This is a genomic window from Paenibacillus sp. FSL K6-4396 (genome assembly GCF_038002525.1).
Classification (GTDB): domain Bacteria; phylum Bacillota; class Bacilli; order Paenibacillales; family Paenibacillaceae; genus Paenibacillus; species Paenibacillus amylolyticus_B.
In genome coordinates, this window is the sequence record NZ_JBBOCR010000001.1 from 6,921,634 (window position 1) to 6,934,391 (window position 12,758).

At 45.6% G+C, this 12,758-nt stretch carries 14 protein-coding genes; 4 read left to right on the top strand and 10 right to left on the bottom strand.

Annotation, left to right across the window (positions count from 1 at the left end; all coding sequences use genetic code 11):
* Positions 1 to 81: 81 nt before the first annotated feature.
* From MHB85_RS30225 to MHB85_RS30235, 3 genes are all read right to left on the bottom strand, one after another.
* The gene (locus tag MHB85_RS30225; RefSeq protein WP_105600475.1) at positions 82 to 1,590 is read right to left on the bottom strand and encodes a copper amine oxidase N-terminal domain-containing protein; all 1,509 of its coding nucleotides are present in this window, start codon (positions 1,588 to 1,590) and stop codon (positions 82 to 84) included.
* 208 nt (positions 1,591 to 1,798) lie between these two features.
* A complete protein-coding gene (locus tag MHB85_RS30230) occupies positions 1,799 to 1,927 on the bottom strand; it encodes a hypothetical protein (RefSeq protein ID WP_017691584.1) in 129 nt (42 codons plus the stop codon).
* A 136-nt stretch (positions 1,928 to 2,063) separates the two neighbouring features.
* On the bottom strand, positions 2,064 to 2,531 hold the full coding sequence (locus tag MHB85_RS30235) for a YfbM family protein (protein ID WP_105600477.1): 468 nt from the start codon (positions 2,529 to 2,531) through the stop codon (positions 2,064 to 2,066).
* A 96-nt stretch (positions 2,532 to 2,627) separates the two neighbouring features.
* Between MHB85_RS30235 and MHB85_RS30240 the strand changes: the two genes are divergently transcribed.
* Entirely contained in the window at positions 2,628 to 3,092 is a 465-nt protein-coding gene (locus MHB85_RS30240) for a DUF4385 domain-containing protein (protein WP_105600479.1), read from the top strand.
* A 104-nt stretch (positions 3,093 to 3,196) separates the two neighbouring features.
* Entirely contained in the window at positions 3,197 to 4,504 is a 1,308-nt protein-coding gene (locus tag MHB85_RS30245) for a VWA domain-containing protein (protein ID WP_105600480.1), read from the top strand.
* 22 nt (positions 4,505 to 4,526) lie between these two features.
* Here the strand turns inward: MHB85_RS30245 and MHB85_RS30250 are convergent, their stop codons facing one another.
* Entirely contained in the window at positions 4,527 to 5,342 is an 816-nt protein-coding gene (locus MHB85_RS30250) for an SDR family NAD(P)-dependent oxidoreductase (RefSeq protein WP_105600482.1), read from the bottom strand.
* Between the two features lie 245 nt (positions 5,343 to 5,587).
* On the opposite strand from MHB85_RS30250, the gene MHB85_RS30255 reads away from it, so the two are divergent.
* The gene (locus tag MHB85_RS30255) at positions 5,588 to 6,247 is read left to right on the top strand and encodes a TetR/AcrR family transcriptional regulator (RefSeq protein WP_105600483.1); all 660 of its coding nucleotides are present in this window, start codon (positions 5,588 to 5,590) and stop codon (positions 6,245 to 6,247) included.
* A 132-nt stretch (positions 6,248 to 6,379) separates the two neighbouring features.
* Here MHB85_RS30255 and MHB85_RS30260 read toward each other — a convergent pair whose 3' ends face one another.
* From MHB85_RS30260 to MHB85_RS30280, 5 genes are all read right to left on the bottom strand, one after another.
* Positions 6,380 to 7,441 carry an LLM class flavin-dependent oxidoreductase gene (locus tag MHB85_RS30260; RefSeq protein ID WP_105600485.1) on the bottom strand — a complete coding sequence of 354 codons (1,062 nt, stop codon included), beginning with the start codon at positions 7,439 to 7,441 and terminating at the stop codon, positions 6,380 to 6,382.
* A 153-nt stretch (positions 7,442 to 7,594) separates the two neighbouring features.
* Positions 7,595 to 7,981 (bottom strand): retropepsin-like aspartic protease, encoded by a 387-nt coding sequence (locus MHB85_RS30265; protein ID WP_105600486.1) that lies wholly within the window; start codon positions 7,979 to 7,981, stop codon positions 7,595 to 7,597.
* Positions 7,978 to 8,235, bottom strand: coding sequence for a hypothetical protein (locus MHB85_RS30270; protein ID WP_074092774.1), 258 nt, complete (start codon positions 8,233 to 8,235; stop codon positions 7,978 to 7,980). Before MHB85_RS30270 ends, MHB85_RS30265 begins: the two co-directional genes overlap by 4 nt.
* Before the next feature lie 109 nt (positions 8,236 to 8,344).
* Positions 8,345 to 9,157, bottom strand: coding sequence for a class I SAM-dependent methyltransferase (locus MHB85_RS30275; protein WP_105600488.1), 813 nt, complete (start codon positions 9,155 to 9,157; stop codon positions 8,345 to 8,347).
* A 152-nt stretch (positions 9,158 to 9,309) separates the two neighbouring features.
* Positions 9,310 to 9,651, bottom strand: a complete 342-nt coding sequence (locus MHB85_RS30280; protein WP_017691576.1) for a zinc ribbon domain-containing protein YjdM — start codon at positions 9,649 to 9,651, stop codon at positions 9,310 to 9,312.
* Positions 9,652 to 9,887: 236 nt separating this feature from the next.
* On the opposite strand from MHB85_RS30280, the gene MHB85_RS30285 reads away from it, so the two are divergent.
* Positions 9,888 to 11,039, top strand: a complete 1,152-nt coding sequence (locus MHB85_RS30285) for a VanZ family protein (protein WP_105600489.1) — start codon at positions 9,888 to 9,890, stop codon at positions 11,037 to 11,039.
* A gap of 166 nt (positions 11,040 to 11,205) precedes the next feature.
* Here MHB85_RS30285 and MHB85_RS30290 read toward each other — a convergent pair whose 3' ends face one another.
* Positions 11,206 to 12,663, bottom strand: a complete 1,458-nt coding sequence (locus MHB85_RS30290) for a carboxylesterase/lipase family protein (RefSeq protein WP_105600491.1) — start codon at positions 12,661 to 12,663, stop codon at positions 11,206 to 11,208.
* Positions 12,664 to 12,758: the final 95 nt, after the last annotated feature.

The window sequence follows — 12,758 nt, forward strand, 5'->3', positions numbered from 1 at the left end:
TGTCCGGGGACGACATGACAAAGAGGAGCACCTCTAATAGAGGCACTCCCCATGCATTTCATTATTTTAAGTCATAAAAAATTAAGGACGGTCAATGTAAATCCAGCCTGTTTCTTGTTCCTTATCTACAGTAGCTCCAAGGGATTCAGCCACAAAGCGCAGCGGCACATACGTCTTGCCGTCCTTGCCTACATAAGCGGATTCCACCATGGTTACTTCTTTACCAGCAACGGTTGCCTTCTTGGAACCTACGGTCAGGACAATCTCATCACCAGTGATGTCGTCAATGACAACGATTTGGTTCGAGCCTTTGGTCCATTTCACTTCAGCATCCAATTCTTCAGACACGTAGCGAAGCGGAACAAATGTTGTGTTCTTAACGGTGATCGCCCCGGCGTATTCATCATCCGGGAAGAGCACTACACTTTTACTCGTGATTCCAGCTTCATCTTTCAGCAATTGGTATGCCAGTGAATTGGAATCAAAATTGCGCAGCATCTGTCCAGGCGTAATATCATCCTTCATCAGATCCATAACACCGCGGGATACATCCACTTCATCAACTGCAACTGTGCCACCGATATTCCACTGTTCACTGTTTCCACTCACGGTTACAGAGTTCACCGGCAGATCTTCGGAAGCTGGCAGCGCTACTTTCAGTTCAAAGTTTTGCTTGCGAATATCCAGCTTGCTGTCGAGATAAAAATCCATTTTCAGTTTGGTTTCTGTGCCAAATACCGTTTTGAATTCAGGGGTATCATTCAACAGGTTGGTCAGCTCCTGATCATAATTGACCAGCATAGTGTCCAGTCCCACTTTGATCATGGCATACAGTGAGGCCACGGCTTCATCTTTCGATTCAGGAACGATCGAATTCAGCGTGTCGTCTCCCCCACCTTCTACCTCATTCACTGCTTCCAGTACAGGGTAGAACACATCGTACAGATCGCCAATCAGGTCTTTCAGTCCTTGCTCATCCTTCGAAATACTCGTCAGGAACGGTTTAACCATGGCAAGCATCTCTTCACCACTAACTTCCAGATGCAGCTTGGAGAGGCTAAGTGCTTCGCCATTCACGGATTCCTGTACCGGTGTAACGGAGATGTTCTTCGGATTGGACAGATGCTTCAGGACAAAAGAGAACAGTTTCGGGGAAAGTTCCTCGAGTTGTTTCTCCAGAGGCTTCGTATCTACCATTGGAAGCGCCTGTGCATCCTGGAACGTATCCAGAGACATGTACAGCGGTTTCTGGGCTCCGTCCAGATCAATGACCAATTGGGACTCATTCATGGACAGGTGGAAAGGTAACTTCGTTCCCTCCATGCTCAGTGTACCTTTGATCGATGCTGTCTTCGCATCTTTCATTTTGGCTTGATCAATATCCAGGGATATGGAATTAATGAGTTCGATCATTTCAAGGTCTTTTTCTGTAGCAAATTCCTTAGCCGGTTCTATGTTTATATTCATGGATTGTCTGGATTCACCGGACTTGATACTCGCGCCATTGGCCATTGCTTTGCCAACGTCTACTCCACCCACAGCCTGACATCCTGTAAGAACAACCATTAAGAGTACTAGTGGCACTGCCATCCATTGGACTAACTTCCGATTCGTAATATGAACTCCTCCTTAGAAAAATATGGTTCATTTCCATTATGAAGGTATAGGTAATTCTTGTAAACGGATACGCAAAAAAATAAACCAAAAGGCCGGAACATGTCCGACCTCTGGTCTATCTATATTTCAGCATATCGTATGTTTCGATAAAACATCCTGCTTCATTATGCAATGCTGGGAGTTATTCTTGCTCCTGATCTTCTGCGAGTTTCTCATCCGTTTCTTCATCTTCCGCAGTTGCGGGAGTCTCGAATTGATCCGGCTCGTCCTCTTGAATCGCTTTGTTCTCTTCGTTCTGATCCTGTGTCATATCGCATTCCCTCTCTTCTACCGGATTGTCATGTCATCAAGGCCTGAGCCTTGTGTCTATCAATAACCCGAATAGGCACAGTTCAAACCTGCCTCAGTGTCGGCCATAGAATTCCCCTCATAATTTTAGTGCTCATTTAGAAAACATAAAAGATGATCCCGTTCCCACTTGCAGCCGTGGCCTGAAACAAGGCCTGAATATCATCCACGGTCTGAACGATCTCCTGAAATGTCTCTTCCGCGTCCCAATCTTCCATAACTGGATAGACACCTTCAGCGATCATTTGGTCCAGACTATACCGCTCCTTTAATTCTTCCGGTGTGAGCTGCTCCAATGCCATATAGGCTTCCAGCACCTGCTCGTTACTAAGCAAAAATAGATCCATATCCGAATAGTTTCCCACGTATTGCTCACCTGCGAGAGGCACCACATATCCCAGGGGAGGCTCCCCTTCTACCAAGTTACCGTTCAGCGTGAACTGCAGCATCTGCCACGTTTTATCGATATCCAGATCCACTGCACAATCATGCACACTGATCTCACCTGACTTGATGGATTCAACTAGCTCCTTTGTTACCACAAGATATCTGCCGGACATTCCCATACCGCTACCCCTCCTGTGTAATTCCTTCTATTGTTCCCCATTAACCGTGCTTGTTGATTCAGAATCGGGGTAATCCCTATCAAGGAGGGTGTATACATGAAAAAATTTGATTACAGTCTCAATTATGATGAGTTGGATCTGCGCAAACATCCTGAGTTGTACACCGTAGGCCGGGGCGAGCAGGGTGTTCTGATGGTAGAGCCGTACAAAGGCGAGATTCTGCCACACTGGCGATTCAAAACACCCGAGATTGCGACAGAGTCATCGGAGAAGATCTATGAGCTATTTGTGGAGTATAAGAAAAAGGGAGATTTCGTGGGTATGGATATGGCTCGCAAATTTCTCCAGATGGGTTATACACGGGCCAGACGGTATACAAATCACAAAGGAGGACGCAAATACTCGAAGGAGGATGGCTCGATCCTGCCCTATCAGAATGATAAGGTGAAGGCAGAAGCCGCGGCCATATTCAAAGCACAATGGGAGATTGCGAAGACGGATCCAGACTATGTGAAAATGAAGAAGGAGCATCGGGAAAAGTACGAGTCTGATGAGGCGTAGGAACAACGGTGAAAAGATTGACTTATGGAAACATTTGTCTCAGAATCGATCTTATTACTGTACATTTTCAACCATTATATTGGAGAAGAGAGGCGCATCCGATTATGACAGATTCGTTCATCCATTTAAACACAGGCCAGAATATCAGTATCAACGAATCCACCCAACTTCAGGTAACCATTCAATGTACATCATCTCCTTCTCCCTTGGATGTTAGCTGCTTTATGGTGAACGAAGAGGGAAAAGTCCCATCCGACGACTATTTTGTTTTCTATAATCAGAAGGCCGATCCCCATCAAAGTGTGCTTTTGCAACAGGCAGAGGAACTGAAATCCTCTTTTGTACTGGATACAAATCAATTACAGCAGGCCCCTGTGGAAAAATGTGTGTTTACGGCTACTCTGGATGCGGGAGGCACCTTCGCCGATGTTCAGGCATGTCAGGCGATTGTACAAGCGGGTTCCCAGCAGATCACCTATGAGATCACACAGGTCACTGCGGAAACAGCACTTATTCTCATTGAAATCTATAAGTATCGTGACGGGTTCAAAGTTCGTGCGATTGGGCGAGGTTTCTTTGGTGGATTGCAGCCGCTGGCGGAGTCATTCGGTGTTGAAATTGAGAGTAACGACACCTCGGAAGCCGAACAGGTTCTTCTCACCGCACAAGCTGAAGTAGCAGCGACCTCTCCAGAAGTCTTGGCACCTGTTGCTGCACCAAACACGATTCATCCGCCCCTTAACCTGACCAAGATCGATCTCCTCAAGCGTAAAGTAACCCTGTCTCTGCAAAAGAAAAAGATCGAACCTATACAGGCACGTGTTGCCGTTGTATTTGATGCATCAGGCTCCATGTACCATCTGTATCGCAAAGGCATCGTGCAAGAAGCCTTCGAGCGTATCCTGGCGATTGCATCAGCGTTTGATGATAACGGAGAGTTGGACGTCTGGTTCTTCGCCAAAGACTTCTTGCGTGCACCTAGCGTCACCGCCAGGGATTTCGAGAATTATATTGAACGCACATATACGCTGGGAAGCAAAGGCGGTACCAATAACGAACCTCCTGTGATGCAGGATGTCATTCGCAAATACACGATCGAGGAACCCGATGTGAAGATGCCAACGTATATTATCTTTTTTAGCGATGGCGGGGTCAGTCAAAAAGGGAAAATTATGCGGCTTATTACCGAAAGCTCAACCAAAAACCTGTTCTGGCAATTTGTTGGCCTAGGCCAAGCCAATTACGGCATTCTCGAGAAACTCGATGACATGACAGGACGTTTCATCGATAATGCTGACTTTTTTGCTCTCGACGATATCTCCAAGATCAGCGATGAAGAATTGTACGATCGTCTCCTCACTGAATTTCCAGGTTGGATAAAGGAAGCTCGGGCCAAAGGTATTTTGGCCTAAAGCTTTTAATCTATACCCCTAATCAGGCTTGTACTTTTTCTGCTTTACCATCCTTGGAACGTGGACGGAGCATACTTCCTACGATTCGCAACATCAACTTGCGTGACACGAGGCGGGTGAACTGCGCTGTCCAGTAATTACCGGCCCCCGGCACAGCATAAGGTTTGCCTGACTCGAGTGCTCTCATGGCCACCGCCACGACATGCTCAGGTGTATCACGTTTACCCACCGAGGCTTCATCAGCGCCCACCACATCAAAGAACGAAGTCTCGGTTGAGCCTGGGCATAATGCCAAAAACTGAACGCCACGCTTCCTGTTTTCTTCGTATAATGCCTCTGTAAAAGAAAGTACAAATGCCTTCGTCGCTCCATACACAGCCATATACGGATCAGGTTGAAAGGCAGCCGTAGACGATACATTAATGACAGCACCATTTTTCTTTTGTAACATGCCTGGCAAGAAAAGATGCGTCAGGTTTGTCAAGGCGAGCACGTTCAACATAATTTCCTCCTGCTGCCGGGAACCATCCACCTGTTCAAATAATCCATGGGTAGCAAATCCCGCATTGTTGATCAGCATATCGATGTGTATTCCCCGATTCTGACATTCCTCATATACCCTCTGAGGTGCATCGACTTGAGACAAATCCGATACGATTACCTCCGCCCTTACTTGATATGCACGTTCTATACGTTCTGCCAATTGATTCAGTTTGGATTCTGTTCTGGCCACCAGCACAATATTTTTACCCTTGGAAGCCATTTCGAGTGCAAAAACTTCCCCAATACCTGAAGAAGCACCTGTAATAAGTACCCATTGACGCTGTTCCTTTATCATCTCTCATCCATCCTCTACGTATAATTAGAACACTCGTTTTCAATAAGAAACGTTGTTTCTTTATAGAATCATCGTAACCAGAATTCATGACGCTGTCAAATACATTTGTTAAATTTGAATCTAGAACGGGTTCTTACTTATTAAATTCGGATTAAATTGACGTCATCCGGCGTAAAACAGTAGAATGACCATAAAAGGAAACGTAGTTTCTGTTCAACAACAATACGGTTACGAGGATGAAATCAATGAAGGATCTTAATTCAGGTTCCACAGAATCTGCACATACGGTAACAACCTTTCAGGAAGCCAGACTCCAGCACTCGGATAATCTGCGGCAAAATATTGTGCATGCTGCTGCTGCTTTACTGCAAGAGCATGGACCGGAAGCCGTCACGGTACGCCGTGTAGCTGAGCGCATGGAGTGCTCCACCAAAATCATATATAACCTCTTCGGCAAAAAAGAAGGGTTAGCCAAACATCTGTATTTAGAGGGATGCTCCCTCATGGCCCAGCGTTTTGAAGCTATGCCCCGGCAGGCATCGTTCGAACAATATTTCCGTGATCTGGCCTACGTCTACTGGGACTTCGGCATTTCTCAATCCAGCTTCTATCAGCTGATGTTTGGAGGATCTTTTTCCGAGTTCAAACCAGATGGAGAGACCTTACAAGGAACAGCGACTGCACTGAAGCAAGTGTCTGCTTTGGTGGAGATAGCGATTAAACAGGGAATGCTTCAGGTGCAGGATCCCCTGCTTGCGGTACGAATGATCTGGGCCCCCTTACACGGTGTTATTCATCTGTACCTGGGAGGCCATATTGAGAGCGAAGAAGCTGCCAAAACCCTCTATGATCATACGTTGTCTATGGTTATACACTCCCTTGTAAGTGCATCCGCGAATGGATAAGCATTAAATCTGTGCTGTTTTAGATACTTTTAGAAGATAAACGAAAAAGGAGCAGACCCATTGGCGTAATAAGCCTAGGGCATGCTCCTTTATTTGGTTGACTTTATCTAATTCCGTAACAATAACAGTCGATTAACGGGCCTCTTCGTTCTCAGCTTCCCAACGTGCAATTTCCTTACGCACGATTGGAGCAACTTCTTTACCAAGCAGTTCGATCGCTCTCATGACCTCGTTGTGAGGCATGGTTCCGAGTGGGGTGTGTAACATGAAGCGTGTAATCCCGACTTCTTTACGCAGATAAATAATTTTCTGAGCTACAGTATCCACATCACCTACATACAATGCACCTTCCAGACTGCGCGCCGCATCAAATGTCGCACGGCCGTAGTGTCCCCATCCACGTTCACGACCTAGTATGTTCATGACTGCTTGAGCTGGCGGGAAGAATTTCTCCACAGCTTCGTCTGTTGTATCGGCAATAAAGCCGTGAGAGTGAGAAGCAACAGTCAGCTTGGAAGCATCATGTCCCGCATGTGCAGCTGCTTTCTTGTACAGCTCCACCAGTGGTGCGAATTGCACCGGACGACCACCGATAATGGCAAGCACCAGCGGCAAACCGAGCAGCCCTGCACGAACAACCGATTCCTGATTACCGCCACTGCCAATCCATACCGGAAGTTTTTCCTGTACCGGGCGCGGGTAGATGCCCAGATTGTTAAAGGAAGGACGGTGTTTTCCTTCCCAGGTTACTTTTTCAGAATCACGCAGCTTGAGCAGCAAATCCAGTTTCTCGTCAAATAGTTCATCATAATCATTCAAATCATAGCCGAACAACGGGAAGGATTCGATAAATGATCCACGCCCTGCCATAATCTCTGCACGTCCGTTCGAAATGCCATCTAATGTCGCGAAATCTTGATATACCCGTACCGGATCATGCGATGACAGCACCGTTACCGCACTCGTCAAGCGAATATTCTTGGTCTGTGAAGCTGCCGCGGCCAGAATGACAGCTGGTGATGAAGCAGCGTAGTCAGCACGATGATGTTCTCCCACGCCGTATACATCCAGACCCACCTGATCTGCCAAAACAATCTCTTCAACAACATCCCGAATACGCTGCGCATGACTGATAAGTTCTCCTGTTTTTACATCCGGGTTTGTCTCCACAAATGTACTAATTCCGATTTCCATTGTCTGTTCCTCCCTGGTATGAAGCGATCCGTTGTTCATCTAACCTATTGTAAGTAGATCACCTTTTGTTATATATCTTAATATTGAACTATTTTGATGAAAAACACAAGTACCCTCTGTTTCCAGAGGGCACATTTATGTTTATTTCTATAATTATGGCTTATCTATACTTAGTTCCATCAGGTTGGCATTAATTACAACACCGGTCTGTTTCATAAAATTAAATCCCAGAATTCCGTCAATCTCTAAACCATAATCCATATTTCCTATTTCAACTTGAAAATCATTAATCGTTGTTCCATCTACAGTTATAGAATCGAGTGACTTGGTATAAACATACTCTATACCGCCTACACCTCTTATAATATCAACGAGATCATCCTCTTCAGGAACCATTCCTACTTCCCGAACTGCATCTGCATTCAGCAATGTACTAGCTGATCCGGTATCCAAAAGGACTTTTTCTAATTGTAGTACTTCTCCTCTAAATTCAAGTTTTATGCTTATGAAGGGTAGACCATAAATCTCTGAAATTTTCATCGAGGACCTCTCATGCCAACATACCGTTCTCTTGCCACAACTTCTGGACGTGAAGTGTGAAAAAAGCAGTATTCCCGTCTGGGATCTTCTTGATGCAATTCACCATAACGTTTTAGTGCCTTTGTAGAATCATCAAATGAATCAATCACTGCCATCTCTTCAATGTAACGCTGGCCTTCTCTAGAGTACGCCTTGGTTGCCTCAAAAACGACCCATTCATTAGGGAATCGCTCCTGAACTTCCTTCCATTGCATAGTGACACCTCCAGACCATAAGATAGAAATATTATATCATGTGGAAACAGTATTCCACGGGCTGACATTCTAAAATACATAGATTTTTAGAGCATTGCCTGTAAATCTATTATTTCTTCCTCCCGATGTACAGCAAATGAGACGAGATTCCCAATATAGAAGGGTCCTTAGCAGCATTTATCATATATTGCATGAGTTCATCATACTCGCCACGCTCTTTCCAGTATCGCTGCTGCTCGTCCGTGAGCATCGCTCTAAGGCTGGATGAACCAATCAAATCAATGGTTTCAAATCCATGTTGCTCCATGAAGGGCGTAACGTCCTGAATATTAAAATAGTATGCTCCCGTAAATCGTCCTTGATCCTGATGATCGAAAATACCTTTTTCCACAAAAGAAGAGATGGCTGCCATATTATCATTCGGCTTCCAATGCTGCGGGGATTGCAGTGAATTGATACTCATGCGCATTCGGCTCTGCATGGCTACAAACACCACGCCCCCTCGCTTGGTCACACGGTACAACTCCCTTACAGCAGCCGTGCGCTCTTCGTCTGTCTGCAGATGATACAAAGGCCCCAGCATGAGGGACGCATCGTACGTCTCGTCAGCCACACCCGAGAGAGAAGTGGCATCGAGAACATGGAACCCATCGAATTGCTGTGCCAAACCAAACTCCTGAGCCTTTTGCCTCGCAGTATCCACGGAGGAAGGTGTCAGATCCGATAAAGTGACCTGATACCCCAGCTTCGCAAGCTCCATGGCATACTTTCCTGGTCCTGCGCCATTATCCAGAATACAACCAGTAGCGGGGAGATGTTCCCTGATGTAATGCATGTTAATGATGAATTCAATTGGTTCCCGCTCCAGCCTGCCCCACTCATCAAACCCGGAATAATATTCAATAATATGATCTCTCTTCATCGCTCTGACACCTGCCTTTTCTTATATGTAGACTACTCCTCCATGTTCAAAAAATTAAATTCCAACCAGTATATATCCACTAAATATTTCCTGTCAAACAAAAAACGTTCAATTCCCGTTGAATGCGGAACTGAACGTTTCTCAATCATATCTTATATCTTTTTCACAAACTCAGACTTCAACTTCATTGCACCCAAGCTGTCGATCTTGCAATCAATATCATGATCCCCATCAATCAGGCGGATATTCTTCACCTTGGTGCCCTGTTTGACCACAAGCGAACTACCTTTTACCTTCAGATCTTTAATGACCGTAACGGTATCCCCATCACTTAGCACATTTCCGTTGGCATCACGGATTACTTTTGCATCCTCAGCGTTATCATTGTCTGCTTCCAAAGACCATTCATGCGCGCACTCCGGGCAAACCAACAGGTTACCATCCTCGTACGTGTACTCTGAATTACATTTGGGGCAGTTAGGCAAATTAGACATATGTATTAAACTCTCCATTCTACGATTGGCATTCCCGCAAGTATACGGGATTTTGACGGTATATTCCATACGCTTGGTCACTGCATAGATGGATTTAAACCAAATTTAAGGTTCATGCATCCCTCACTTTAAGGGTAACTACTTATGATGTAACTAATAGATACGCACTACACATAGATGAATTTTAATGTCTCTATGAATTGTTATTATATTTAATACCAAAGGAGTTCCTACTCATGTCCTCATATGTTTTCCCTGTGCAAACGGCTTTTTTTATATTTGTCGTCGCGGCCATGTTTTTGCTGGTGCCGTGGTTAATCTATGGGTATCGTAAAGACGGCTTCTTTAGCTGGTCGCGGTTTGGCGTCAGCTTTTCCTTTATCTTTTATATTCTGGCTGCCTATTGCCTTGTCATTCTCCCTTTTCCGACCACGCGAGATACCTGTGCACAGCAAGCTGCTGACACGATCTACTACAATCTGGTTCCATTCACTTTTGTCAAAGACATCATGAAGGAAACACCCATTGTATGGTCTCAGCCTTCCAGCTATCTGAGCATGATTCAGGGCAGAGCCTTTCTGCAAGTTCTATTTAACGTCCTGCTTCTCATGCCGCTAGGTGTATATATCCGTTATTTTTTTCAAAAGAGATCATTCTGGAAGTACGCCCTGCTTGGTGGATTAGGGCTTTCCCTATTCTTCGAGATCACTCAAATCACCGGATTCTACGGGTATTACAATTGTCCTTACCGCCTGTTCGATGTAGATGATCTGTTATTGAACACTTCGGGAGCAGTCATTGGATTCTTCACAGCGCCCATCCTGCTTGCTTTATTCCCATCACGTGCAAGCATTCAGGCGAAGAGTGAACAGATCGTGGAGCAAAACCGAGTGTATGCTATGCCTCAATTGCTCGCGTTAATTATTGATGGAATCATTGTTGTCTTCCTTTCGAATCTAATCTCCATCTTTACAGCGTCTGATGTGATCAGTGATGCGCTAAGTACATCCATTGCTATGGTCATTGTGCTGTTCTTCATACCTTGGGTGCGAAATGGGGTAACTCCAGGCTCGGCCATCTTGCGATTCCGCTATGTGAATCGTCAGACCGGCACACCTACCAGTGAATCGTTATTCAAAAGATTTGCCGCACTTTACACGCCTTGGTTCGTGATTACAATCATCGGCTGGGTCAATGATTATGCCTTCACCAGTAATGAGGATGTTATGCTCCGGCCTTATCAAATATTGCTTTCCCTAGGAACAGTCGGTGTCTATATGTTGGTCTATGCCGTGCTCTTTATTCATATTTTGATCGTGCTTTTCTCCCGTGGAAAACGTTCCTTCTACTTCGATGAGGTGTCCCGCACACGTGCCTCTCGTAAATAATATTGGAGGATAACAAGGTATAATGTACCTCTAATTCGTGCTTACGTTCTGCTTACTTCGTTAGTCAGATTACAAAAAGAGGACGTTCATTCTGAGAATGAACGTCCTCTTTTGATTAGGCGCATAGCAGATATTCAGAGTATTCAGACACAACAATCAACCTGGATTATAACCCTAACAGCTCTCGCTTGGCTGCATCCGGATCATGTACAACCTCAATCTCATGGTTGAAAATTAGTGTCGCACGATCCTGCTCATATTCAGGCCAGTTCACACCTGCAACTTCAGGTTGGCCATTCTTGGCAAAGGAAATCCAGGCATCCTGTACCTTGAGAGCAAGTGCCGCCGCAGCTTCATCCGGCTCCGCATTCATGAATTTGAGGACATGTAGTGTATTAAACACAAAGAACATTTCAATGCTGTGAATCGCTCTTTTTAACAAGGGATGTTCCGGCATCACCCAATCAAATCGATACATCCACACCGGAGCATATTTCTGTTGTGCAGCAGCATATTGTAGCGCTGACCGCCAGAAGAACATATCGGTCATCACTTGGGCTTGTCCATCTGCCGTTTTTGGATAACTATCCGCGATGGCTACCCGGTTCTCCAGATCTGGCGTCATAAAGTCTACGCCCTGAACCATATCGATTTCTTTTGAAAAAGGTACATGTGGCTGGATGAACAGTGCACCCTCGTGTAATGTCGTACCAATCAACACTGGAATATCCTGCGCTGATCCTTCGCTCACTGCCTCAAGTGGCATCTGTGGTAGTGTCTGCCCATCCAATACAGGTTGGAACAATAATGCCATACCTGCCCCGCTCTGCTGTTTGACCGTTTCACCGGCTGCAATAATCTGCTCTACAGGAATTGTATTTAACTTCTGCAGGTTGTCCCGGTCCACCCCAAGAATCTTTAACATCCCTTCCCGCAACGCTGAAGCTTGCTCTGCCGGCATGAACTGGGATGCACCACTCTCCATAATGGCACGTTGGAACAGTCCTTTGGCCGCTGGCATCGCCATCAGTGCTGCAATGCTCATACTTCCCGCTGATTCGCCGAACACCGTAACTTGATCCGGGTTACCACCAAAAGCAGAGATATTATCCTTCACCCACTGTAATGCCGCAACCTGATCCAGCAGACCTGCATTGGATACATATGAATCACCTAATGGAGCCATATGCAGGAAACCTAAAGGTCCTAATCGGTAGTTGATCGTCACAACGATGACGCCCCCCCGAACCGCTAACTGTGTACCATCATACATCGGCTGGCTACCCGAACCTGACACGAAGGAACCGCCGTGAATCCATACCATAACCGGCAGCGGTGTTGCTCCTTTTTCCTTAGGTGCCCAGATGTTCAGATATAAACTATCTTCTGACTCATTCGGAATTTCTGTCTGGCCTTCTGGTTGATGATTTCGTGGTTGTATATTCTCAGGTCCAAATTGAGTGGCCTGTCTGATTCCATCCCATGACTCGGGCTGTACCGGAGTCTTGAAACGCAGCTCACCTACCGGGGGTTTCGCATAGGGAATGCCTTTCCATACGCTTGCATCGTGCAAAAGTTCGCCTTGAACGGTACCATATGTCGTTTGAACCTGAAGTTCTCTCATGCCGCTTCTACTTCCTCTCCGTGAATAGGTTAATTAACGAGTAAGTGCATATCATGTGTACTTATTTGAGTATAGTTTGTTGTCATACCTATTTA